Below are 24,779 nucleotides of genomic sequence, written 5' to 3' on the forward strand. Positions count from 1 at the left end.
TCGTCGTTACTCGAAAGTAAGTTCGCCCGATTCTACACTTTTCAAAATAAGTTTTGCTTGAAATTGTGTCCCATCCTGACGTTCCAGCTTCATTTTACCCGTTTTGCCTTTTTCAATGAGCGCTTTAATCTGTGTATCCGTCAGCATACGTCCATAGTTCTCTTTCCATATGACGAATTTACAGCCCACGTTGTAATTCGAACAACCGTAACCTTTACGTCCCATGAAAATAGAGCCTCCGCAACTCGGTCGTGGACATTTAGTGATGATACTCGACGCTGTACTAGTGGTCTTTGCTACCGTTCGAGATGAGGATCTGCCTGTACTTCGCCCACCAGCTCGTCCTCTTGTTTTCGACGATCCTTTCTGAGTGGTACTCTCACTCTCAAACAAGGTCTTCTCAGCACGAGATTGTACACGAACCTTTTCTACGATCATCGTAGCGAATTTCTTCACATTCTCCATGAACTGCTTGTCGGAGGCGGTCCCTCGGGAAATCTCATTCAAGCGGCGCTCCCAATGCCCCGTCATTTCAGGAGAGGTTAATAGTTCGATCCCTGCTCCCCTAATCAATTCGATAACGGTACGGCCTTTTAGCGTAAGTTGAACCCTTTTCCCCTGCATTTCAACATATCCGACCTTTTTCAGTCGTTCGATGGTAGCGGCACGAGTTGCCGGGGTTCCCAGACCAGATTCTTTCATCGCATCACGCAGTTCCTCGTCCTCGATTTGCTTGCCTGCGCTTTCCATGGCCTTTAGAAGCGTTCCTTCCGTAAAATGCTTGGGTGGCTGTGTTTCTTTCTCCTTTACCATAGCATCCGTGCATACTACGCTGGCATCAGGTTGAATGACAAAAGGCTCATTAACTTCAATCTCTTCTTTATCCTCTTCTTCTTTGGCCGCACCTTTCCCATTCTTGGGCTTTTCCTTCTGCTGATCGGCATAAATAATCTTCCAACCGAGACTTTTCCGTTCTTTCACCGATGTTTTGAACAATTCTTTTTCCACTTCGGTTATGACCGTATGCATCTTATATTCAGCTGGTGGATAAAACTGTGACAGAAAGCGGCGAACGATCAAATCGTATAACTTTTGCTCATCTGGCGTAAGCCCTGTAGCCTTACGATTTGTCGGCAGGATCGCATGGTGGTCGTCTACTTTTGCTGGATTACATATAAATTTGTTACCTTTATGAACCAAACTACGGTTTGCACCCTTTACCAAATTGTCATATGCAGTGCCTTGCAAGGACGACAAGGTGTTGTGCATTTCAGGAATATTTTGCTCTGTCACATAGTTGGAATTCGTCCGCGGATATGAGATCACCTTGTGTTTTTCATAGAGTGCCTGCGCTAAATCCAAGGTTTTCTTGGCGGAAAAACCGTACTTGCCATTGGCCTCACGTTGCAGCAATGTCAGGTCATACAACTTGAATGGATACTCCTTGGTATCCTTTACTTCGTAGGATGTGATCCGCCCTTGTTTTCCTTTCACTTTACGAGCCAACATTTCTGCTTTTGATGGATCGGTTAAGCGATCACCTTGCCAAATACCCTTATACGCCCTTTCACCCTGCGAAAAATGCCCTTCCACTTGAAAAAACGTAACCGATGAGAAAGCCTCAATCTGTTTCTGTCGATCATAAATGAGAGCAAGGACAGGTGTCTGTACTCGTCCGACAGAAAGGAGCGCGTTATGTTTGGTCGTAAATGCACGTGAGCCATTCATGCCGATGAGCCAATCTGCTTCACTACGGGCTTTTGCTGCCCTCGTTAAGTTTTCATAGGCTGCGGCATCTTTCATCTCCGCAAATCCTTTCCTGATCGTTTCAGGGGTCAAGTCCGAGATCCAAAGCCTTTTAACGGGTTGACTCAATTTTAGATGTCGCTGAATAAGTGAAAATATGTGTTGACCTTCCCGCCCGGCATCGCATGCATTAATCAGCAGATTGCTTCGTTTGGCCAACTGCCCGATCATTTTTAGCTGATCGAATGTTTTCCGATTGGGCACTAGCTTAAATGGATCGGGAATAATAGGAAGATCATTGATGTTCCACTTTTTATATTTTTGGTCGTACGCCTCCGGTTCCGCTAGTTCAATTAAGTGCCCGATTGCCCACGTAATGATGTATTTTTCACCTTCTAAATAGGTGCGGTTATTTTTCGCTTTAGGATCTATTGCGGCGGCAATATTTCGTCCCATGTCAGGTTTCTCCGCAATAATTAGTGTCTTCAAATGATAATCGCTCCTTCTAAAACGCTCTAAGCAACCTGTCGAGGTGCAGTCTTACGTTCTGGATTCCTCTCTATTTTACTACAAGTTAGCCAAGTATTCTCGTTCTGGCTGCGACAGCCCACTCGATTTTTGCTAACGCCTGGCAATACGCCTCACTCAACTCTCCTGCATTTGTTGTCTCCTGCGTTCGAGTCAGCAAACGCCATACGTCGCTCTTGTTTTGGTACCAATCTAACTCTTTTGGTGGCTCATGGTGGATAGGTCTCCAAACTTGACGCAGCGTTGGGGAAAACAGCCGCTTTGCCCCTGATCGCAGCTGACAGTTCATTAGTTTTACCTGATAAGGCTTGCCAGGAGCTATATCATTCACATCGTGAAAAAGATGGGGCCAATAATCTTTTCGCGAACCTGTGTGTGGCTGTTCCAATGCCCAAGCGTACGCTGCCTCTTGCCTATTCGTATTTCCGAACAGCAGACTGTACAGCCTTTTTCCCAAGCTGATTCTCTCTGGTAAGGAGGCAAAATGAAACACTCGCTCACCAGCGAGCTGCAAGGAGCTGCCCTGCTCATCAGCCATTTTCCGATGGGGAAGCAAGATCATATTCAGTTGCAAAAGCTCCTGCAGGGCAAACGGAATTGTGCGGACAACTGAATTTTGATAACCCGACTCTTTCATGACCTGTTCTTCCAAGTAGTTTTGTTCATTGATAATCAAGCCAATAGTGAGCAGCTCTTTGTCAGTTGTCTTCCAATAATGATTCCAGATCGCCTGCATGAAAGTAGAGACACCTAGATGAGGTAGTATATAAAAAAGGTTGGTCTGTCGCCTGACACTCTCTTCATACAGTAACAATTGAGGGTACGCATCGTGAAAAATCAGCCAGTTTCCCCGCTCCAAAAACAAAAAATAATCCTGCTGCTCTTTTATTCGAAGCAAGCGAGGCAATAATTCTCCCCGCAAATCGGTCATACTCCATCCCGCATTGCGCGATACGAGATGTGCCAATAGCGCCCAATGAATTTGTGGATGCTTTTGATAAAACGACAAATAGGCGCGCGTTCTGTCTATGTTGTCACGGTTGTGGGCGAGTGTCTCCTGTCTAATCCTCTCTACCGTCTTTTGATCTTGCGCTGGCAATGGTGCTGTCGCCGTACGGACTCTCCCCAAATTCATGGAAAGCGGCAGACGCGATGCATATTGGTACCACGACAAACCCATCGATGCTCTTCCCCCTCTCTTCCTTAGGCGATGTATTTTATCGGGAGGTGAATGAGTTGCGCGAAGTCCAGCAAGAAATTAATCGCATTCAAGCCTTTTTATTACAGCGCCAACAAGCGGATGGCACTTGGCGCTTTTGTTTGGAAAGCTCACCGATGACAGATTCTCACATGATCATCCTATTGCGCACGCTGGGTATTCATGATGAGCGTTTGATGGAGAAGCTCACTGCTCACATCACGTCTCTCCAACACGATAATGGGGCATGGAAGCTGTACCCTGACGAGCATGAAGGCCATCTGTCTACCACCATTGATTCGTATTACGCCCTTCTACTATCTGGCAAATACACGAAGGACGAACCGAGAATGGCTCTGGCTCGCTCGTTTATTTTGGAAAAGGGTGGGCTGACACACGCGAACATGCTGACCAAATTCTCTACAGCCTTGACAGGCCAATACCAGTGGCCCTCGCACTTTCTCGTTCCCGTCGAGATTGCTCTATTTCCCCCGAGCTTCCCTGTCAGCTTTTACGATTTTGTCGGGTACGCACGTGTCCATCTTGCCCCCATGATGATTGTGGCTGATCGCAAATATGTAAAAAAGCCTGACAATGCGCCAGACTTGTCCGATCTATACGCAGATGTACCTATCTCTCGCGGTCTATATCCGCATCGATTCCTAGAAAATTTCCTCAAAGAGGGGCAATCGTTCCTCGCCACTATCCATGATTCCTTGCAGCGTCTCCCCTTTTTACCCAGTCAACTACACAAGCTCGCCCTACGGCGCCTAGAACAATACATCCTGGCGCGAATCGAGCCGGACGGTACTCTGTACAATTATTCGACCTCTACCTTTTTCATGATTTTTGCGCTGCTCGCTCGAGGGTTTTCTCCGAAAGACCCACTCATCCAAAAAGCGATGCAGGGGCTTACAGATAGTGTCTACGTTTATGAAAACGGCGCACACTTGCAGCTGGCTACCTCAGCCGTCTGGGACACCGCGCTCTTGACTTCTTCTCTGCAAAAAAGCGGACTTTCTACCACACACCCCGCCATTCAAAAAGCAAACCGTTACCTTCTCCAAAAGCAGCAGCATACGTACGGTGACTGGAAAATTCGCAATCCAAAAGGAAAGCCTGGCGGTTGGGGCTTTTCTGACTACAACACCATGAACCCCGATATTGATGATACGACGGCAGCTCTGCGCTCTCTGCGCCTGCTCGCCCGTACGGATATAACAACAGCAGCCGCTTGGAAGCGCGGTCTCGAATGGCTCTTGTCCATGCAAAACGACGATGGGGGCTGGCCTGCTTTTGAACGAAATACAGACGCTGATTTCATTCGCCACCTGCCGATCGAAGGAGCCGATACCGTCAGTACAGATCCGTCCTCTGCCGATTTGACAGGGAGAACCTTAGAATTCCTCGGAAACGATGCCGGGCGTACACTGACTGACCCCCATGTAGAAAAAGGAGTCCGCTGGCTTCTCAACCATCAAGAAGCAAACGGCTCCTGGTATGGACGTTGGGGAATTGCTTACCTATACGGTACATGGGCTGCAATTACCGGGTTGATGGCGGTTGGCTTTTCCCCTACTGATCCCGCCATCCAAAAAGCGGTTGCGTGGCTGGTTGCCAACCAGAATCCCGACGGCGGCTGGGGTGAATCTTGCCAAAGCGACCAGAAAAAAACGTACGTCCCCCTCGGAGCAAGTACTCCCTCGCAGACGGCATGGGCAACCGATGCACTGATAGCCGTGTCGTCAAAGCCGACAGCAGAGCTACAACGCGGGATTCGCCATTTGCTCACTCACAATCAAGCAAATGACTGGACGACTCGCTACCCGACTGGCGGGGGACGTCCTGGCGGTACTTACTTTGCTTATCACAGCTATCGTTGGATTTGGCCGTTGCTGGCTCTCAGCCACTACCAGACGAAATACGCGAACACGTAAAAAACACTACTACCCTCTTCGCAAACCAAGGTCTAACGGCTGGAGAGGAACCTGGGGTGATAAAATTACGGCGTGTGGAGGCGTATCAAAAATGGAGTAGCAGGAAAGGACATCGGTGTCCCCAATCAGCACAATCGACGACTTAGTTACTCCACCAAAACTGAAATCACCGACGTCTATTTTTTTATTCGTCACCTTCATATTCATGGAACTTTTTCTCCTTTTCCTAAACTCGCGCCTATCCAAATAACGTATGCTGCTCGCACTGGTTCGGTCGCAAAAACAGGTATGAACACCCACTGGCCTACGACATACAATACAGAGAGGATCTCTCCCAAAAGGATGTGCCGAACATGCCAGCATTCGTTGGAGTCATTAATGTAAACAACGTGGGCGGCGTTTTCAATGTCGGAGACGTCCGTAAAATCGCACCTACCACTTACGCCAAAACCTTCGCGGGTGGAGGATCATTCAATTCTGGTACCAATCTGTCCTTTAAAATTCCACGTAGCGTCGTCTACGTCAATGAACAATCCGATAATGATATCCCGCTTTTTGTAGAAGAAACGAACGATTTCAGGGCAAAGGGACGCGATTTCGCATGAATTTTTTTGTGACGCAACATATCGTAATCAATTCGCTCAAAATCGAAGGCATTAGCAACTCTTCGGTGTGCCAAATAGGAAGCGCCGGGATTATTAAGCCCGTATCCAAGCTGTACAACACCGGCGGATTCACAGAGCCAGCTCCACAGGTGGGGCCGCTGCCCACAACCGGTTCGGAAGAATTCGTGCCCCTCATTCCATTGGTTCAGCCTTCGCTCATACGCCCTGGTATTCTTTCACGGCTTGGCTAATTCGTTGTATGCTAGATGAAGAAGGATGGTCGTCATGTACATGGATCCCGAAATGATGAAGTATTTGCAACAGTTACATGACTATATACAATTGCAAAGTAATAAGATCGAGAAATTGAAGGAAATGATTGAACAGCTGCAGCAAGATGTAAATGATCTCAAGGAAAAACAGATTCCTTCCGTCATCAAAAACGAGTACAAATTCGATTTGCTTAAGGTTGAGCGACTGGAAGGGACTCTCAATATCGGCTTAAACCCGAAAGGAAATGATGCAGGAATCGGTGATTTTTCCATCAATCAATCGATGGATGTCCCTAATCCGCACCAAAGCAATGCCCCACTTTTTGACCGTGTCCAGAAAGAAATTTATCAATATTTGGAGACAGATGCCTACCTCGTTCTTGAAAGAATCGAAACAGAGTGCAACTATCCACTGGATAACAATTATCGAGCCTTTATCTTGGATGACATAAAAAAACAGATCGATCAACGGATTAAGTATTACCTGAGCGACCTCCCTACCGATGAACTAGAACCAGAACAGCTCGATGTTTTCGTACAAAATACCGTCCAAAAAGTGAAACGGGATATCGACAAGACCTGCGAAACATTCCTGAAAAATTTGCCTCGTGAGGTGAACGAACCATGATGAGGTATCAAGTGATAAACGAAGCCATTTGTGTAAAGAGGGTCTCCGTCAGTGCCCTCACTTCTGCCGCTTCCTTGTTTATTGGGGACACACAGACAGTAGACCTCAGAGCGATTTATGAAACGCCACCCGAAAAAATGATTGTCGGAGCCACGATCCCGATTGATACTGCTATACCTGCTTCATAAGGAGGTTTGTCACCATGTACCGAAGGACCAGTCATGTCCGTAAGCTGGATGTTCTCTCGGTCGATACCTCATCTGTTCTGCAAATAGGTGATTCCCGGCAGATTGATGCTGTCGCGAACATATTAGCCGTCCAACGTGAACAGGCCATCTTCTATGAAAATGAATTTATGTTCGAGAATTACTCGGCCTTTTCCGTTCCGTTAACTCCCCCTAGTCTCTCTGATCCCATTTGCATTGATACGTTCCACGACTGTCCGTACATTTTCATTCGAAAAGTGGAAGTCCCTTTCTTAGCAGGATCGTCCGTCGTCCATGTTGGTTCGAACGAATCCATTACACTCGAAACGCGAGTCGTAAATATTCGTCACATTTTCCAAGACGAGCAAAAAACTAGAGGGAGGGGGTAAGCTGTGCCTTCTGTCATTGGAGCTGTCAATATCAATAGTAATTCGGGTACCGTTAACTTCGGAGATACGCTCAACATATCACCCAAAACAGCCGCCAAGACATTCTCCGGTTCAGGGGGCGGCAACACAGGTAACGTCGTCAATACACTCAATGGTGTCAACGCAACGAATACACTGGACCCCAATGTCGTCGATCAACCGATGTTTGGGAACATCTAATCCCCGCAGTGTTAATGTCTTCTCATTGACACTGTTTTTATTTTGGCTGAAAAACGAAACAAAAAAAGGAGGCACGAGGCCCCCTTACTACAATATTTCAATATACCCTTCTGTTCCATGCACGCGAATACGTTGCCCGTCTTTTATCAGCGTGGTAGCATTTTCCACGCCGACAACTGCTGGTAAGCCATATTCACGCGCGATAACTGCCCCATGGGTCATCAGTCCACCCACTTCGGTGACAAGACCTTTTATGGATACAAACAACGGTGTCCAGCCAGGATCAGTAAAGGAGGTGACTAATATATCTCCATCTTCTAGATCAGCATCTTCCATGTTTAAGATGACACGCGCTCTCCCCTCTATAACCCCGGAAGAAACAGGAAGACCTACAATCGCATTGGCGGGCAGATTTTCTCGTTTGTACTCACCTGCAATGATTTCACCATCAGACGTGATGACACGTGGAGGAGTCAGTTTTTCAAAAAACTTGTAATCGTCTTTTCGTTTGCTGATGATCTCATCATTCAATTTGTTTGTGCGTACGACCTCGTGAAGCTCTTCAAAAGTGAGATAGTAGATATCTTCTTTTTCATGAATAACGCGAGCTTGTATAAGTTGTTCGGCTTCTTTTAGTAAAGCCTGCTTATAAACGAAGTAGCGATTAATCATGCCGTATTTTGGATATTCCCTAAACCCACTGAAATTCCGGATGAGGTCGATCATTTGTTTGGTTTCTTTTGCTTTTTGTTCACCATCCGGTAATTGCTTCAATCGCGCTAATAGCTCTTGCTCTTTTTCCAAAGCTTCCTGTCGCCCTTGTTCGAATTTCCGCTTGCCAGCATTTGGCTCAAAGTTTTTGATGTTACCTAGAATCATGGGGACAAGCGTCATTGGTTTTTCACTCCAACGCGTTTTCGTTATATCGATTTCTCCGGCACATCTCATTCCGTATTTCGTGAGATAAGCATTGATGGCGTCTTGCGTTTCCTGTCCACCTTCAAACTGAACCAGTTCATCCAAAAAGTTATCCTTTTTTACATGTTGTAAAAAGTCAATGACTTCTGGATAAGGACGAACCACATCTGCAACACCCATTAGCGCTAATCCCATTTCCGAAGTAATATTATTTGGCACAGACTGCGAAAGTGTGTCTGCTACGTTTTTTTCCCCCAACCACTCGTTCATTTTTTCATTGATCCATTTTGAAGCATTCATAGCAGCCGTAATCACACCGATGGTTTGTGGATCAAATAACATCTTCTTTAATTGCTGGATGTCTTCTCGAATAAATTCAAACAAATCTGGTCCTGATTTCTTTTGAATGCTATGCTTTAACTCTTCGATTGATGTTTGACTACGCTTTATCAAATCAGAAACAATGCTCGGATCGTTTTCGAATTGTTCTTGAAAACCCAAAGACGACATACCTTTATTGCTTTTACCCGGACTCTGCTCTTTTTTACTTACTGGTAACGATTGTATAAAATCTCCTCGCTCGATTACGGTCATAAGCGCATCTTTTATAAGCGGATCGGATTGTCCCAGGGTATCTACTATGATTTGTCTGCTGTCAGGTGAAGCTAGCATATTTGTCACATCAACAAACAACCTTCCACCCGCTTTGCGCATAGGTGCAGGAGTCGTTAACAGGAAAAAAGACAGTCCCAATGGTTTCATGGGGTCGGTCATCATTTGTTGATGACCAACAGATACATAGACATGATTTTCTTGATCATTCGCTTCAGGAATGGGATATAAAGTCGTGATTGGACGACTCTGGACGATAGAAAAAGTATGATCAACCAAACACCATTCGATATCTTGTGGGCAACCAAAATAAGCTTCGATCTGTCTTCCGATACGCGCCAGTTGTAAAATTTGTTGTTCCGTAAGTGTTTGGGTCTTTTGCTGATCAGGATCAATCTCCTGTGTCTTCGTTCCGCCTTCTTTTCGTCCATAGATAGCCAATTTTTTGGTCGCTATCCTCTTATCGACGATTTCCCCTTCCTGCACTTTATAACAATCAGCAGATACCAAACCAGAGACCAGTGCTTCTCCAAGCCCATAGCTGGCATCGATGGATAGCAACTTCCGGTTGGATGTAATTGGATCAGCGGTAAATAAAATCCCGGAAGCCTGTGGGAAAACCATTCTTTGAACGATAACGGATAAATAAACGTGACTGTGGTCAAATCCATTTTGCATACGGTAAATTACCGCGCGATCCGTAAATAGGGAAGCCCAACATTTGCTGATATGCTGCAAGATTGCTTCTTTGCCGATGATATTTAAATAGGTGTCCTGTTGACCTGCACATGAGGCATGTGGTAAATCTTCAGCAGTCGCACTAGAACGCACTGCATAAGCATGTTCCTCTCCGAATTGGGAGAGATAGTGAGTAACGGCTTTCACAACATCGGAAGGAATTTCTACTTCCATAATGATTTGGCGAATCTTCCTGCTGATTTCACCAATTTGATCTCGATCTTGTACTTTTAACATGGTTAGTCGAGCCAACAAAGTATGATACGTTTCGTTTTGTTCGATGGCCTTTTGATACCCTACTGTTGTAATACAAAATCCTTCTGGTACTTGTATTCCTTGAATTTTTGATAATTCCCCTAAATGTAACCCTTTTCCGCCAACGAGCAAAAGCTGTGTTTTTTCCATTTCCTGAAAACCGAGAACCAAAGAACTCATTCAATATCTCTCCTAACCATTAAATTGAGAAAAAGCATTTGACAAGAGTTCACCAGCATGGTACGATTAAAGTGTAAGATGCAATTATTATGTCTACATAGATACAAACAGTCGTGAACTGATTATATCATCGCGTCTGTTTATGTGCAATAAAAAAGAACCCGGAAGAAATGTCCAGGTTCTTTTTTGATTTTCCACGAATGAAACTGTCCTGCACATCCACTTTTTACAAGCTCGCTTTAAATGTTGTTTTTCGTTCGTTCGCAGCTCCATCACGCATCAAATAGATTTCTAACACCCCATCCTGATACTGGGCCCTCATCCCTTTTGAACTAACGAAAACCGGTAGAGCCAGCTTGCGATAAAAGGGGCCGTAGCTTCTTTCCCCTTGTGTACGAAGCCCCTGATGCTCACTTTCTTTGATGATCCCCTTGACCTCCAGCAACCGTTGGTCGGAGAGGGTAATCTCCAGACTATCGCGATCGAAGCCCGGGAGTTCACAGGAAATAATGACCATTTGCTCTGATTGGAAGATATCCGAGACGGGGGAAAAATGCGAATCGTCTACCTGCCCGAAACGCATCGATTTTTCCTTTGTCTTTTTTTTCCCCTTTTTCACGGGTGGTACATTTGGCGCGGCGGCGGTGGCCGTCTTTTGTGCTGCTTGCTTATTGAGCGTCGCGATATTCTCCCAAAAGTTCGTGTCCAGCATCTGTCCCATCTGGCTCAATGCTTTCCATGGATGATCTGGGTCAAAGCCGAGCTTGGACAAACTTTCGGATGCTTTTTGCAACTGCTTCATGGTCTCTTGCAGGTTTTTCATAACTTCCGCACTCCCTTCCCAGCACAGGCAAGACTGTCTATGTACGTTAGAATATGTGCTTTTGCCTGGGGGGTGTGCTCAAGATCAACCAGTTTGCCCGATGTCAGCACTATCTGTCGCCGGTGCAGGCGGGGCCAAAATATCGGGTGGTGGCATATTACTATCCGTCGGCTCAGGATTGCGTTCGCCGCCATTTCCATCTGGTGTTACAGGCTCCTGTGTTGGTTCTGGAGCCGTATTTGGTGGTGGTGTAGCTGGTTTTTGTGTTTTGGGCTGCTCTTTTGTACCTGTCGTGGGCTTGGGGTTCGGAGCTGGTGTTCTCTTCTCCGCTTTCATTTCGACCTTGGCTACTTCTGCTACAGCTGCATCACTGAGCTGTTCGCCAGATCCAGCTGCTCCCACTTCTGTTTGCAGGGCAGTTCGAACAGCTTGCATGTTCTCCCTCGGCCATAAGGAATACGGAGAGCTCCAGATCGCCCCATTATCCAAAGTAACCATGTTGCTTGACGAAAAACTGGCAAAATCGAGTGCCAATCCTTTTATTTGGTCTTTCGACAGATCGGTTTTGATATGCTGACCAACGGTATCCAGTACGGCTGTCAAACTCGATAATCCATCCATGGACATGCTCTTTTCTGCTACAGCACGAATCACCTGCTGCTGTCTGCGATTGCGATCGAAGTCGCTCGAGTTGTAAGCGTCTCCACGTCTGTCGATGCGATGACGGACGAAGCCAAGTGCCTGTTCTCCGTTCAATACTTGTTTCCCTTTTTTCAAACTTCGGTATACACCTTGCTTCGGCAATTCGTATACGAGATCGCGATCTACGTCAACCGTAATCCCGCCCAGCTTGTCAATGACCGCTGTAAAGCCCTCAAAGTCAAGCTGCACGTAATGCTCAACCGAGATCCCCAGCATGTGATTCAATGTCTTTTTGAGCATCGTCATGCCATTTTCTGTAACAGGCTTCCCTTTGATTTCCGAATCTTTCCTGATATTTTCCCCTAATGCAAATACTTCATTAACCTTGTGATAGCCTGGATATCCTGGGATTTGAACGCGGGTATCACGTGGCAACGATACCATGCTCAGCTTTTGCGTAACCGGATTGGCGACTGCGACGACCAGAACATCCGTGTTTAACATACCGATGTTTTTGCGCGTGTCCACCCCGACGATGGCGAAGGCGATTGATTTCTTTTGTTCGTACGGCTTTTCCACCACGGGTTGATCCGGTAGCTTGTACGGGTCTACCGTTACAACGTCCAGTGTCTTGTCTAACTGGTTGAGGGCGAAGCCTGCTCCTACAGCCAACAAACAGAGGAATAAGCAACCCACCAAGAGCAGATACATCCGCTTGCTTCGCTGACCACGCTTGATCCGTTTACGCGGCTGTTTTGCAGGAGCTTGAGGCTTGTCATTCTTGGCTTGCACGTTCGGTTCACTCCTTTTTAAAATCACGGGGTCCATAGTGCTTTGGGCTTTTCATTTTTCAATATATTCTGGAAAACTTTCGTCCCATTTTACCACAATTTGCTGTCAAAATGTAGAATTCTGCCGATTCAACTCGATCGGTTTTCCCTGAGAGTTCTTGCACTTGCGAATCGAAACAGGTAGTCTAAAACTGAGGAAAATCGGATAGATGAATAAGGGAATCGGAGGGACTTGAGAGTGGAACACATACAGGTGCTGATCGCAGGTGGCGGCATCGCAGGGTTGTCCGCAGCAATATGGTGCCACCGATTAGGTCTTTCTTGTCTTCTTATCGAAAAAACGGATAGACTCGGCGGCCAATTGCATCACATTTACAACGAGATTACCGACTTTCCGCCCCTTGTATATGACCAGGGAGCTGCCCTTGTAAAGGTACTGATCGCACATCCTTTCATCCAGCAGCCAAACATACGATTGAACGAAGCCATTCTTTCCATTGATCGGGAAACGAAACAGGTAATTACTTCGAAATCCGTTTATCGTGTCGACTATCTACTCATCGCCACAGGAGTTGGCTGGAACGAAATACCAGCTCTAGCTGATTGTCCGAGCGTCCTGTCGCCTTGGTTTTCTACAACTGCCCAAGCGCACACCATCGCCGGGCAAGATATCGCCGTTATTGGCGGAGGAGATCGTGCATTAGAGAGTGCAGCAAATTTGAGTTTCCATGCCCGACATGTTTATCTATTGGTTCGGAGCAGTGAGTGGCGTGCTCGTCCCGAATGGCAAAAGAAAATCACAGGCCTCCCCAACATCCAAGTCCTGTGGGAAACACAAGTAAGTGACTATCAGCACGAAGAGGCACGGACGGTTCTGACACTCACCTCTACACGCACAGGCAATCCAGAGACGATCGCAGTCGATTGGATTCTGCCACGAATTGGTGTTCATGGAAACACAGCTGGTTTCGATGGCTTGGACATGTTTGGCGATGACTATTTGCAAACAGATTCGTCTCAACGAGTCAACTCTCCATGGATATACGCAGTCGGAGACGTGAACAACGGAGCCGCTTATGCGAGTTTGTCACTGGCAGTTGGTCAAGCGATGAAGGCGGTCAAACATATTTCCTTGCAAATTCAAAACAACAGATCAATGAGCCTGTAGAAGGAGAGCTTTGCATGTACGCTTTTTATGACGATTTCGGCTTACCTGTCAAGCTAACCTTTTCCCCCGAAGAGTATCGTAACCACCAAGCAGGTCACGTGCTGATCTTCGCTTTTTATCAAGGAAAGCTGTTATTTACTCGCCATCGTACACGGGGTGTGGAGCTCCCAGGGGGAAAAGTAGAAGCAGGTGAAAATAGCCTGGCAGCAGCAGTTCGTGAAGTCTATGAAGAAACCGGCGCCATTCTGGAAGGGATTGAGCGCATCGGACAGTACACCATCGACGACTCGATGCGAAAAGACATTTATATCGCCAAGGTAGCGCATTATACAAACCAGCCAAGCGGCCGAGACGTGCTTGCCACCATTGTGTTTGCGGATATTCCGCGAGATGTAAAAGGCAATCAGGAGTTTAGTCGCATTCTGCAAGATGATGTGTATCCACTCACACTCGATCGAGCCCTACGTCATCCCTTCGCGGAGTCCTAGCCATCATAAACAGGCTCGTCCCTGTCGCTCCTCGGCATTGTATCCGGTGAGAATGACCGACAGAGACAGCCTGTTTATTGTTTTTCCTTTTCCTTCTTTCCCGACAACACACGCTTGACGAGCTCATTTGGATCAAAGCCATACTTTTCGATAGCTCTCTCTCGTTGTACCTCGTGTACCGTTTCAGGTTCTATTCCCAATACCTCTGATATTTGCCGCCATCCTTTCGTCTCGCTGTCTTTTGTCCCTTGTCCTTGCTGCTCGACCTGCTTGGGCTTCAAGAAAAAGATCGCAAGCACAGCGAAAACGAGCGATAAACCTGCGATTGATAGAAACATGACCGCCCGAGAAATCCCAAGCAACCAAGTAAAAATAGGTGGGCCGATCGCAACACCGATAAAACGGACTCCGCTATACAAAGAAGTAATCATGCCCCGCTCTGTTTTTTGCACGGCCCCAACGATCATGGAGTTCAAGCAAGGTAAAATCATCCCCGTCCCCATGCTGCCGATGACCAAAATACCAATTAGGACATAAGCCCCTTTGACAAAGCTAGCCAGAATGTAAGACGTAGCCAGCAAAAACATGCCGATAATCACAAACAGACGCATCAGCTTCAGCTTCTTTTTGATGATGATTCCTGTTACATACGCCGCTATACTCATCACGAGCAAGGGAATCGCCAAAAAGAAGCCTTTGATGACACCATCGATCTTGTATTTTTCTTCCAATAAATCAGACAGGTAAAACAGTACCCCAAACAACGTGAACAAGCAGATGCTACCAATAAAAAATGCAGGGACAAGCCATTTTCCATGCTGTTTAAACACTTGCGCGATCGAATGCATGTACTGCTTGATGGGGAGCGGCTCCTTATCCTGTTTCTTTTCCTTGGTCAGAAATAAAAACATCAGGAGAACGACACCGCAAATAATCGGAAAAGCTAAAAAGACCATGTACCAAGAAATGAGAGCAAGCAAGGAGCCAAAAATCGGACTTAATACTTTTCCCATCCCGTTTGATGTCTCCAAAAGCCCCAATGCCCTACTCTCCGAAGCGCCATCGAACAGATCCCCTACCAATGCCATCGCGATGGGAGCTGTCCCGGCTGCCCCGATCCCCTGCAAGACACGCCCTCCCATGATAGCCATATAAGGTTGATCCAGCCACAGAGCAGCAAGCCCTGCGACCAAACCACCCAGACCGTACAGGGCAAGGGAGATGATAATGACAATTTTTCTCCCAAATCGATCTGACAAATAGCCGGCAAAAGGGATAACCATACCTGCTGCAATCGAAAAAGCAGTGATTAACAAGCTCGTCTGTAAAGCCGTGAGCTTCATTTCCATCTTCATTGTAGGTAGTACAGGAATCAGCATCGAGTTGCCCAGCACCATCACTAATGGAACCCCGACAAGCCCAATCAGGTTTTTCGCATTTTGTGCCATACGAAACTCCTTGTCTTACGCATAAGCGCTACCGTCCCAGCGCAACGCGTTAATAATCTCCCAATCAGGCTCGACGCCAATTCCAACGCCAGCTGGTAGCGTCACTTCGCCATTTATGGGTCGTAGCGGAAACAATTGTGTAAACGGGTTCTCCATGACATCCCATTCGACAGGCTCAATCGGATGGCTATCCATCTTGGTCCATGCCAGCAAGCAAGCTTGTGCAAATAACGTATACACTCGTGCCAGCGAACCGTCAAAGGAATGTGGAGACACGCGATAGCCAAACTGACGGGCCATTTGTAGATGCGTTCGATAATCGTCAATGCCCTCTGTATGCATCAGGTCAGGCTGAGCAATATCGATGGCGCCACCCTCATACAAGGGCAAAAACTGTGCGCAACGAATCAAGTTTTCTCCACCAGCAAGTGGAATGGATATGGACGAACGAAGCTTAACATACTCGTTTGTACGATCCATGGGCATCGGCTCCTCCAGCCAAAGCCAATTGCCATAACGGGAAAAAAGCCCTTCCCACTTCCTTGCAGTCGCACAGTCGTAGCTCTGATTGGCATCTACCGCTACATGAACTTGTTCAGGAAGCAAATTCATCAGTTTTTCGATGTGCGTCTGATCCTCTTGAACAGAGCGCCCGCCAATCTTTACTTTCACCATCTTGAAGCCATCGTCGACTTGCTGGATGACTTGCTTCCATGACTGTTGCATCCAGTCTTCTGTTTCACGGTAGGATTGGAGGGAGGCATATACCGGGATGCCTGAATGTATCTGGCCTCCCCATAGTTGACACACAGATAGCCCCGCCGCTTTCGCCAAAATTTCCGTAAGTGCCATACTGACACCTGAAGCCGAACGCTGATGCCACTTTCCTACGACATCGACAATGGCTACTCTGTTATCCACCTGCTTACCCAGCAAGTACGGAATGATGCGCTCACAAAAGCCCTTGTGAAGCGTCGGCAGCCAATCGATAATTTCTCCCCAGCCATCTATACCAGCCCGTGTGATAATCCGAATGAGATAACTGCTTCGATAACGCTTATACCCATTCGCATCACCGTAAGCTTGCGATAGACGATGAAGTAGTGGATACGTTTCCACGCGCTCAATTTGTAGGTCCAAGACCGCTACCTGCTCATGAGTAGTCATCCATGCCCTCTCGTTCTGCTTGCTCTCCCTCGTAATCATCATAGGAGAGGAAGTTTCCTTTCCCTTCTCCTTTTCTCATGTACTCCTCATACGTCCCGCTTCTCATAAAATGCACACTATCCGGTCCGTGATAGCCTTCAATATCGGTATAACCGATTTCCTCTACGGCTTCTACAAAGCCATCCGGCTCATTGCTCTCGATATACATTTCATCATAATCCGTTTTGTCGGGTTCCTGGTACGAGAAAGGCGTGCTGGATGTCCCCCAAGACTCGACAATTTGCCAAGCATCCTCACCGTCAAATCCGTTCTGTCCTTCTTTTTCATCCAAAGATGTACGTCCGAACGGCGGCTGCAAAAACTGTTCCTCAATCGGACGTGAATCGTTGACTGAGGGCGCTGGTGCATGCTCCTTGCACGTTTGTGCCTGAGGCAGTGCTTCGAGTCGCTCCACAGGTATTTGCTCTCCACAGACCGTACACAGTCCGTAGGTGCCTTCCTCCATACGCAGTAGCGCCTGATCAATCTCTTTCAATGTCTCACGATCGAGACTATCTAGGGCCAAATCTTTTTCCCGTTCAAACATCTCACTGCCGATATCTGCCGGATGATTATCGTACATGGCAAACTCCTGCAAAGAGGTTGTCATCGGTTCTCTCATGCCATAATGGTCCTGTACGCGGTCTTCCAGTTCCTTTTTCTGTTCCAGCAGCTTTTCCCGGAAGCTGGTCACCATCTTTTGGTCCACGCTGTACACCACCTTTGTTTGGTTTCCTCAACAGGTAGTATGTCTTGGTCGCGAAGGAAATATGACCAATAAAACGGCCATGACCGTTTTGTTGGTCCGCATGAGTTCATATCCACCTTTATGAAAATATCGAGATGTTTTTCACAGCAAAAAACCTGCCATCCCCAAAGGGAATGACAGGTTGATCAACCGATTTTTATTCTGCTACATGTGCGTAGTGTTGTTCTACGATATCCGCGCAACGTACGCAGAGTGACGCGTGCGACTCGCGAGTACCAACATCAGGTTTCACTACGCGGCAACGCTCGCATTTTCCACCGTCTGCGGCTGAGACCACAGCAGCAATGCCTTCGAGTTGTACTGCTTCTGCTGGAGCAGACCCGCTGTGTACATCCACGTGAGCCACGATGAACAGGTCAGCCAGATCGACCATTGCTGCCAATGTTTTCGCAACTTCTTCCGTTTGTGGGTACAGAGCTACCTTCGCATCAACGGAATTACCGAACACCTTGTTGCGGCGCGCTTCTTCCATGGCTTTGAGTACCTCGTCTCGGATCGCCAGGAACGCATCCCACTTGCTCTCTGCTTCTGCTGCAAAGCTGAGATGTTGTTCGTCGCCTTCTGGCATATCCGTCAACTGCACACTCTTCTCTTCCACGCCTGGAATGAACGCCCACACCTCATCAGCTGTATGAGGCAACAGTGGAGCAACCAGCTTCACCAGACTGAGCAAGCAATCGTACATCACTGTCTGTGCAGCGCGTCGTTTCAAACTATCTGGCGCTTCTACATACAAGCGATCCTTGCAAATATCCAGATAGAACGCGGACAAGTCAATGACGCAGAAGTTGTGCACCGCATGGAAAACGGTGTGGAACTGATATTCATCATACGCTTTGCGCGTACGCTTCGCGACTTTTGCTGCTTTCGCCAGAACATAACGATCCAGCTCGCCCAGCTCTTCATATGCTACGCGGTCTGTTGCAGGATTGAATCCATCCAGGTTGCCCAACAGGAAGCGGAACGTATTGCGGATTTTGCGATATACCTCAGCGATCTGATTCAGAATCGCATCGGAAATGCGCACATCTGCCTGATAGTCAACAGAAGCTACCCACAGACGCAAGATATCTGCGCCCATCTTGTCAATAACTTGTTGAGGCACGATGACGTTACCGAGGGATTTGGACATTTTGCGTCCTTCTCCATCCAATGCAAAGCCGTGGCTCAGGACGGATTTATAAGGAGCTGTGCCATATACGGCAACACCTGTCGAGAGAGAAGAGTTGAACCAGCCACGATACTGGTCAGAGCCTTCCAGATACATGTCAGCCGGCCAAGCAATGCCTCTTTCGCGCAAAACAGCCTGGTGGCTGGAACCGGAGTCGAACCAAACGTCCATAATATCCGTTTCTTTGCGGAATTCCTTGCAATCGCATTTGGTGCAAGAAAGCCCTTCTGGAACCAGCTCATTTGCTTCACGGGAGAACCATACTTTCGATCCTTCTTTGCGGAACAGATCAGCAACATGGGTGATCGTCGTGTCGTTAATGATCGGTTCGTTACACGATTTGCAATAGAAGATTGGAATCGGTACACCCCATACACGCTGACGGGAAATGCACCAGTCGCCACGATCTGCAATCATGTTTGCCAGACGAGTTTCTCCCCAATGAGGAATCCATTTTACATTTTTAATCGCTTCGAGCATTTGCTCACGGAATCCGTCGATAGACGCGAACCATTGCTCTGTCGCCCGATAGATAACCGGTTTTTTCGTACGCCAGTCATGTGGGTAGGAGTGCGTGAAGAAATTGAGCTTCAAGAGTGCTCCGGTTTCTTTCAGCTTCTCTGTAATCACTTTGTTGGCATCTTCGTAGAACAGACCTTCAAAGCCTGGAGCTTCATTGGTCATTTTACCTTCGTGATCCACTGGGCAAAGGACGCCCAAATTGTATTTTTGACCAATGTTAAAGTCATCTTCCCCGTGTCCTGGAGCAGTATGAACGCAACCAGTACCTGCATCCAAGGTTACATGCTCACCCAGGATGAGTGGAGACTTGCGATCGTAGAATGGATGCTGAGTTTCTACGCCTTCCAGTTCTTGACCTTTAAAGGTCTCGAGAATCTCTACGCCTTCCCAGCCAATTTCTTTGCTCGCGGCTTCAATCAGACCGTTGGCTACCAGGAATTTGCGGCCATCTACCTTCACTACGTTGTACTCAAGTTCAGGATGCAGGCTGATTGCAAGGTTTGCTGGCAATGTCCACGGAGTCGTTGTCCAGATAACAACGCCTGTTTCTGTGTCCAGCTTGCCTTTTCCATCTGCTACCTGGAAGCTGACGTAAATAGAAGGAGAGCGCTTATCTTTGTATTCGATTTCTGCGTCAGCCAGAGCCGTCTCAGAAGACGGAGACCAGTACACGCAGCGCAGTCCTTTGTAAATATAACCCTTTTTCGCCATTTCACCGAATACGCGAATTTGGTTGGCTTCATACTCAGGCAGGAGTGTCACATAAGGGTTTTCCCAATCTCCGCGAACACCCAGACGCTTGAATTGGTCGCGTTGCTTGTCGATGTAGGACCACGCATACTCTTCACAGCGCTGGCGGAAATCGTTCACTTCGATGCTACGACGATCCAACCCTTGTGCATTGATGATCGCTTGTTCAATCGGCAAACCATGTGTATCCCAACCTGGGATGTACGGCGCATAAAATCCTGCCATGGATTTGTAGCGAACGATGAAGTCCTTGAGGATTTTGTTCAGTGCGTGACCGATATGGATATCTCCATTCGCATACGGAGGGCCATCATGCAAGACAAAAGACGGGCGGTCTTTTGTACGATCTAGCACTTGTTGATAAATATTTTGCTCTTCCCATACCGCTTGCATCTGTGGCTCGCGGCTTGGCAAATTTCCGCGCATAGGGAAATCTGTTTTTGGTAGCGCTAAGGTTTTGCTGTAATCCATGGCCTGATTCACTCCTTAAATAAATAAAAGCTTTCACTCATCCCCAAAAAGGGACGAGAGAAAGCTCCCGTGGTACCACCCTGATTGAACAAACCCGTACGACAAAAAAGCCTGCATCGGATTCGTTCCACTTCACTCATTCGTAACGGGAATGACGCGCTCACTTACTCACCTGTTTAACCATCAAGGTTTTCTGGGCTTTCGGATATTGAACTCCCGGGTGATTTTCTGTGAAAGCAACTGGCCGGGTTTTCACCTTTTCCCGACTCTCTAGGCAGTGCTGGCTCACGTACTCTTCCCGTTCATCGTCTATGATTTGTATAAGCCTGTTCAACTACTATAAGTGCTTTATTTCGAAAAAGTTGTCTTTCATTATAATACCATCATTGCTCGAACGTCAATGATTTATTCAACCGTTACAGGAGAATCAACTTGTGGCTGTTCAATGTTATCCCAATCGCCATTCTCCAGCATTTCCAACTGTGCTTCCAAAAGCGTCCGAAAGCGCATACGGTAAACCGAAGCACGTTTTTTTAATTCTTCGATTTCGATTGCGATTTTGCGTGACTTCGCCAATGCTTCATTGACGATTCGGTCTGCATTTTTCTCGGATTCCTTTAAGATGAGCTGCGCTTCCTTGCGGGCATTCGACTTCACGTCTTCCGCTGTCTCCTGCGCGACCAGAATCGACTTGCTCAAATTTTCTTCCAAGCTCTTATAGTAATCTACGCGCTCATTCAGAATGGCTACGCGCTCTTCCTGTTCTTTTTTCTCTTTTATCAAGAGCTCAAAATCTTTGATCACCTGATCGAGAAACTCGTTCACTTCGTCAATGTTATACCCACGAAAGCCTGTGCTGAATTCCTTATTGTGTATATCCAACGGCGTTAATGGCACATGAACCCCCCACTTTTCCCGATAATTCGTCTTCAATCATTTCGACAGGATTAGCTGTGTTTCCTGCCGTATTTTACAATTTTTTGCGCTTTGGTCCATCTTATGTAACCAGTCCGACAATCATGCGAAGTCTTCCGCTGCGTGTTGGACCTGCTACCTCAAGAATTTTGAACCGACCATAACCTGCAAGAGATACCATATCACCCATCTCGAGTTGATAAGATGGGTCTTCGATTACTTTCCAGTTGATTTTTACTTTTCCTGCTCGAATTGGCACCAGTGCTTTTGCGCGAGACATATTGTGTACTTCTCCGATGATCGCGTCAATTCGCGGTGATGGCACGGTGATCGTTTTCTCTACAAACTTGGGTGCTGGTGGTGTAAACGCCTCCCATGCTACCCGCTCAAATTGAACAGATGTCCGATGAATTTGCGTCACCTGTGCACAAACAAAATCAGCGACTTCCTCTGCTACAATCGCGTAGCTGCCAGCTGAATCTGTTAGCATATCTCCGAATTTCTCCCGCTTCATCCCGACGCCCAGCATCGCCCCCATCACATCTCGATGCTCCAGCACATGAAAGCGCTGATCACCCTTGATTGCCAATAAGGTAAGCCGATAATCCTCAGGCTCGACTGGGAGGTACTCCGGATGGATGATGATACGTACACGCTCGGCACCCTCGTAGCCTCCATAAGGAGAAACCTTTACATCGCTTACTTGTGAAGATAGACTCTGAAAAATCATCAACTGCCTAGGGTCTACAAAATCAGTAAGGCGCATGGCCTGCTTCCGCTCTACTTGCGTCAGCATTTCCAGCGCCCGTTCAACAAAGGGACGTTCTTCTTTTGAAAAATGGTCAAATATGCTCATCGTTTCACTCGCCTACAGAATTTGTCGCAAAATGGCGTATAGGCCAGATTGGGCAAAGTGCAGTGCCATCAATGCGACAATCGGGGAGATATCGATGAACCCGAGCGGTGGAATAAACCGGCGAAATGGTGCCAAATATGGCTCAACCAGTCTTTCCAGTAACTGACCGATGCCTGTACCTCTCATTTGAGGAACCCAAGACATCAAAATGTAAGCAATAATCATGTATTGATATACCGTAAAGGCAAAATCTAAAATATCCACGACAACTTTCATTAGCTCACCCTTTTATATTCGTCTTAATTGGCTACTCTTCCAACACACTGGAAATCGTACCCTGAATATCTACATGGTCAGGCGTGCACACGAAGATCGTGTCTCCGACCTTTTGGATATCGCCGTTTAATGCATAGACCGTCCCGCTCAAAAAGTCGATAATTCTCTTGGCTTGGTCTTTTTCCACGCGATGGAGGTTGACCACAACGGGTCTACGATGACGCAGGTTGTCTGCGATATCCTGTGCGTCACTGTAATGACGGGGTTCACAGAGAATCAAACGGATTCCCTCCTTTTCCCGTGCTTGAAACGGTACCACGTTATTAGCTCGACCCGTCGGCTGGCGTTTGTGCGAGGATTCTTGCTCTTCTCTTTCCTCTTCCACCGTTGTTGTCTCTTCGATGTATTCCTCGTTTTCTAACCCCAGAAACCCCATCAATTTATTCATAACACCCATACTCTTCCTCCTCTCTTACTCCGTGGTTTGGTCTGTTTTCCTTTACTCCGGCTTGACCAATACCGACCCCAACCGAATATATGTAGCTCCTTCTTCAATGGCCACTTCAAAATCACTAGACATGCCCATAGACAGCTCTTCCACCTGTGCGTGCGGGAATGCCATTTCGTTAATCCGTTGCTTCCACTCATAGAGGCCACGGAACACCTGTCTGGCTTCCTCTTGGGTTTCGACAACAGGCGCCATCGTCATTAATCCGACGATACTTATATGTTTCATATTACTGGTTTCGCGCAAAAAAGCCAATACGTCATTGGGACTAAGCCCAAATTTTGTCTCTTCGCCGGATATATTGATCTGCAAAAAGCATTTTACGACATGATCCAACGCTTCACCGCGTCGATTCAGCTCTTGTGCCAAAGAAAGCCGGTCCAGAGAATGGATGTACGGGAATCGTCCTACGACTTCTTTTGCCTTGTTTGTCTGGAGGTGTCCGATAAAATGCCAGATCCCTTTATCGCCGTGTAGCTGGTGCTTGGGCAAGGCATCCTGCACACGATTTTCCCCGATATTCTCTACGCCTACAGCGAGCAAGTCCCCAATGGCATCTGCGTCGACATACTTGGTCACAGCAATAATTTTTACTTCCTCACGTTTGCGGTTCGCCCGATCGCAAGCAGCCTGAATTCTTGCTTCAATGGATTGCAGTCGTTCTTTTAACAGTTCTTGTTCCTTGGTCATAACGAACCCTTCCCTTTCTTCTACAGGTTTTCCTTCCAGCCGATATAGGAAGCCATGCGTCCGGTAGTCCCTTGTATCCCAGCTTCCTTGCGATGAGAGAAAAACAAGTCTGTTCTGCAGCTTGTACACCAATCCGTGGATAAAATATTCCCTGAAGAAATTCCTGCTTCGAGCAATATCTCTGTGTTCAGCTGACGAAGGTCCAGCATATACCGCTCTCCTGTCGAGGAGTTTACTGCTTTTTCCCAATCGGCTGCACAAGTGCGTACTTGCGTCATGATTCGCTCATCGACTTCATAGCAACAGCCGCCAATGGATGGGCCAATTGCGACGCGGATACCCTCTGGCTTTGCTTGATAGTGCTTCGTCATTGCCTTCACCATTTCCTCGGCAATACGGCCCACTGTCCCCTTCCAGCCTGCGTGCGCAAGTCCGATTGCTCCCGATTGGGGATCTAGAAAATAGAGAGGAACGCAATCTGCATAAAACGAGGTCAGCATGACTCCTTTTTCAAGGGTAAACAATCCATCCGTTGCAGCTATGACGTCCTCCAGACTTTCTTTTCCCGCACCGCCTGCTGTGACCTGGCATACCCGATTCCCGTGCACTTGGTCGGCGCATGTCCACGCTGTAAAAGACATCCCGACTTGTTCTGCTAGCTTGCGTCTATTGGCTACTACGTTCGCAGATTCATCACCCACATGCAACCCCATATTAAAAGACCCGTACGGTTGTTCACTTTCCCCGCCTGAGCGAATAGTAAACCCCGCCACTAAGCCAGGAAATTGTTGCTCCCACTCTGTTACCGATAAGATTGACTTATCCTCTACCCTGACAAATGGTTCTCTCATGTT

Annotated in this window: 25 protein-coding genes and 1 other annotated feature; of the genes, 9 read left to right on the forward strand and 16 right to left on the reverse strand. The window is 47.3% G+C overall.

Features of this window, described 5'->3' with window-relative positions; genetic code table 11:
- Window positions 1-6: 6 nt before the first annotated feature.
- Both HPY27_RS03470 and HPY27_RS03475 read right to left on the reverse strand, forming a co-directional pair.
- A complete protein-coding gene (locus tag HPY27_RS03470; RefSeq protein ID WP_174224355.1) occupies window positions 7-2,235 on the reverse strand; it encodes a type IA DNA topoisomerase in 2,229 nt (742 codons plus the stop codon).
- A gap of 85 nt (window positions 2,236-2,320) precedes the next feature.
- On the reverse strand, window positions 2,321-3,454 hold the full coding sequence (locus HPY27_RS03475) for a DUF2515 domain-containing protein (protein WP_017249635.1): 1,134 nt from the start codon (window positions 3,452-3,454) through the stop codon (window positions 2,321-2,323).
- On the opposite strand from HPY27_RS03475, the gene shc reads away from it, so the two are divergent.
- The gene (gene shc, locus HPY27_RS03480; RefSeq protein ID WP_174224356.1) at window positions 3,427-5,409 is read left to right on the forward strand and encodes a squalene--hopene cyclase; all 1,983 of its coding nucleotides are present in this window, start codon (window positions 3,427-3,429) and stop codon (window positions 5,407-5,409) included. The two genes, HPY27_RS03475 and shc, sit on opposite strands and share 28 nt — an antisense overlap.
- A gap of 9 nt (window positions 5,410-5,418) precedes the next feature.
- Here the strand turns inward: shc and HPY27_RS03485 are convergent, their stop codons facing one another.
- The gene (locus HPY27_RS03485) at window positions 5,419-5,616 is read right to left on the reverse strand and encodes a hypothetical protein (protein ID WP_017249530.1); all 198 of its coding nucleotides are present in this window, start codon (window positions 5,614-5,616) and stop codon (window positions 5,419-5,421) included.
- A 146-nt stretch (window positions 5,617-5,762) separates the two neighbouring features.
- Between HPY27_RS03485 and HPY27_RS03490 the strand changes: the two genes are divergently transcribed.
- The 6 genes from HPY27_RS03490 to HPY27_RS03515 are packed head-to-tail and all read left to right on the forward strand — an operon-like array spanning window position 5,763 to window position 7,728.
- Window positions 5,763-6,014 (forward strand): spore germination protein, encoded by a 252-nt coding sequence (locus HPY27_RS03490; protein WP_016740748.1) that lies wholly within the window; start codon window positions 5,763-5,765, stop codon window positions 6,012-6,014.
- A complete protein-coding gene (locus HPY27_RS03495) occupies window positions 6,011-6,265 on the forward strand; it encodes a spore germination protein GerPB (protein ID WP_017249531.1) in 255 nt (84 codons plus the stop codon). Before HPY27_RS03490 ends, HPY27_RS03495 begins: the two co-directional genes overlap by 4 nt.
- 34 nt (window positions 6,266-6,299) lie before the next feature.
- Window positions 6,300-6,914, forward strand: a complete 615-nt coding sequence (gene gerPC, locus HPY27_RS03500; RefSeq protein WP_017249532.1) for a spore germination protein GerPC — start codon at window positions 6,300-6,302, stop codon at window positions 6,912-6,914.
- Window positions 6,911-7,102 (forward strand): hypothetical protein, encoded by a 192-nt coding sequence (locus HPY27_RS03505; RefSeq protein WP_017249533.1) that lies wholly within the window; start codon window positions 6,911-6,913, stop codon window positions 7,100-7,102. Before gerPC ends, HPY27_RS03505 begins: the two co-directional genes overlap by 4 nt.
- 14 nt (window positions 7,103-7,116) lie before the next feature.
- Entirely contained in the window at window positions 7,117-7,509 is a 393-nt protein-coding gene (locus HPY27_RS03510) for a spore germination protein GerPE (protein ID WP_017249534.1), read from the forward strand.
- A 3-nt stretch (window positions 7,510-7,512) separates the two neighbouring features.
- Window positions 7,513-7,728 (forward strand): spore germination protein, encoded by a 216-nt coding sequence (locus tag HPY27_RS03515; RefSeq protein WP_017249535.1) that lies wholly within the window; start codon window positions 7,513-7,515, stop codon window positions 7,726-7,728.
- Window positions 7,729-7,815: 87 nt separating this feature from the next.
- Here the strand turns inward: HPY27_RS03515 and ppsA are convergent, their stop codons facing one another.
- The 3 genes from ppsA to HPY27_RS03530 all read right to left on the reverse strand — a co-directional run bounded on the left by ppsA (window position 7,816) and on the right by HPY27_RS03530 (window position 12,688).
- On the reverse strand, window positions 7,816-10,431 hold the full coding sequence (ppsA, locus tag HPY27_RS03520) for a phosphoenolpyruvate synthase (RefSeq protein ID WP_174224357.1): 2,616 nt from the start codon (window positions 10,429-10,431) through the stop codon (window positions 7,816-7,818).
- Between the two features lie 226 nt (window positions 10,432-10,657).
- The gene (locus HPY27_RS03525) at window positions 10,658-11,254 is read right to left on the reverse strand and encodes an Hsp20/alpha crystallin family protein (protein WP_017249537.1); all 597 of its coding nucleotides are present in this window, start codon (window positions 11,252-11,254) and stop codon (window positions 10,658-10,660) included.
- Window positions 11,255-11,338: 84 nt separating this feature from the next.
- Entirely contained in the window at window positions 11,339-12,688 is a 1,350-nt protein-coding gene (locus HPY27_RS03530) for an LCP family protein (RefSeq protein ID WP_017249538.1), read from the reverse strand.
- 237 nt (window positions 12,689-12,925) lie between these two features.
- On the opposite strand from HPY27_RS03530, the gene HPY27_RS03535 reads away from it, so the two are divergent.
- Both HPY27_RS03535 and HPY27_RS03540 read left to right on the forward strand, forming a co-directional pair.
- Window positions 12,926-13,855 carry an NAD(P)/FAD-dependent oxidoreductase gene (locus HPY27_RS03535; RefSeq protein ID WP_017249539.1) on the forward strand — a complete coding sequence of 310 codons (930 nt, stop codon included), beginning with the start codon at window positions 12,926-12,928 and terminating at the stop codon, window positions 13,853-13,855.
- A gap of 14 nt (window positions 13,856-13,869) precedes the next feature.
- Complete coding sequence (locus HPY27_RS03540; RefSeq protein WP_017249540.1) at window positions 13,870-14,343, forward strand: NUDIX domain-containing protein; 474 nt, start codon at window positions 13,870-13,872, stop codon at window positions 14,341-14,343.
- A 74-nt stretch (window positions 14,344-14,417) separates the two neighbouring features.
- On the opposite strand, the gene HPY27_RS03545 is transcribed toward HPY27_RS03540, so the two are convergent.
- From HPY27_RS03545 to pgeF, 10 genes are all read right to left on the reverse strand, one after another.
- Window positions 14,418-15,791 carry an MFS transporter gene (locus tag HPY27_RS03545; RefSeq protein WP_174224358.1) on the reverse strand — a complete coding sequence of 458 codons (1,374 nt, stop codon included), beginning with the start codon at window positions 15,789-15,791 and terminating at the stop codon, window positions 14,418-14,420.
- Between the two features lie 15 nt (window positions 15,792-15,806).
- Window positions 15,807-16,958, reverse strand: a complete 1,152-nt coding sequence (locus HPY27_RS03550) for a mandelate racemase/muconate lactonizing enzyme family protein (protein WP_017249542.1) — start codon at window positions 16,956-16,958, stop codon at window positions 15,807-15,809.
- Window positions 16,945-17,718 (reverse strand): TraR/DksA C4-type zinc finger protein, encoded by a 774-nt coding sequence (locus HPY27_RS03555; protein WP_017249543.1) that lies wholly within the window; start codon window positions 17,716-17,718, stop codon window positions 16,945-16,947. The genes HPY27_RS03550 and HPY27_RS03555 overlap by 14 nt, the downstream gene beginning before the upstream one ends.
- Window positions 17,719-17,902: 184 nt before the next feature.
- On the reverse strand, window positions 17,903-20,680 hold the full coding sequence (gene ileS / locus HPY27_RS03560; protein ID WP_174224359.1) for an isoleucine--tRNA ligase: 2,778 nt from the start codon (window positions 20,678-20,680) through the stop codon (window positions 17,903-17,905).
- A gap of 46 nt (window positions 20,681-20,726) precedes the next feature.
- Window positions 20,727-20,995: a binding site (T-box leader), on the reverse strand.
- 90 nt (window positions 20,996-21,085) lie between these two features.
- Complete coding sequence (locus HPY27_RS03565; RefSeq protein WP_017249545.1) at window positions 21,086-21,577, reverse strand: DivIVA domain-containing protein; 492 nt, start codon at window positions 21,575-21,577, stop codon at window positions 21,086-21,088.
- A 100-nt stretch (window positions 21,578-21,677) separates the two neighbouring features.
- Window positions 21,678-22,451 carry a YlmH family RNA-binding protein gene (locus HPY27_RS03570; RefSeq protein WP_174224360.1) on the reverse strand — a complete coding sequence of 258 codons (774 nt, stop codon included), beginning with the start codon at window positions 22,449-22,451 and terminating at the stop codon, window positions 21,678-21,680.
- A 12-nt stretch (window positions 22,452-22,463) separates the two neighbouring features.
- Window positions 22,464-22,727 carry a YggT family protein gene (locus HPY27_RS03575; RefSeq protein ID WP_017249547.1) on the reverse strand — a complete coding sequence of 88 codons (264 nt, stop codon included), beginning with the start codon at window positions 22,725-22,727 and terminating at the stop codon, window positions 22,464-22,466.
- Between the two features lie 31 nt (window positions 22,728-22,758).
- Entirely contained in the window at window positions 22,759-23,184 is a 426-nt protein-coding gene (locus HPY27_RS03580; protein ID WP_017249548.1) for a cell division protein SepF, read from the reverse strand.
- A 42-nt stretch (window positions 23,185-23,226) separates the two neighbouring features.
- Entirely contained in the window at window positions 23,227-23,925 is a 699-nt protein-coding gene (locus tag HPY27_RS03585) for a YggS family pyridoxal phosphate-dependent enzyme (protein WP_017249549.1), read from the reverse strand.
- A 20-nt stretch (window positions 23,926-23,945) separates the two neighbouring features.
- Window positions 23,946-24,776: a peptidoglycan editing factor PgeF gene (gene pgeF, locus HPY27_RS03590; protein ID WP_017249550.1), complete on the reverse strand. Its 831-nt coding sequence runs from the start codon at window positions 24,774-24,776 to the stop codon at window positions 23,946-23,948.
- Window positions 24,777-24,779 lie beyond the last annotated feature (3 nt).

The sequence above is a fragment of the Brevibacillus sp. HB1.1 genome, from assembly GCF_013332445.1.
GTDB lineage: Bacteria > Bacillota > Bacilli > Brevibacillales > Brevibacillaceae > Brevibacillus > Brevibacillus porteri.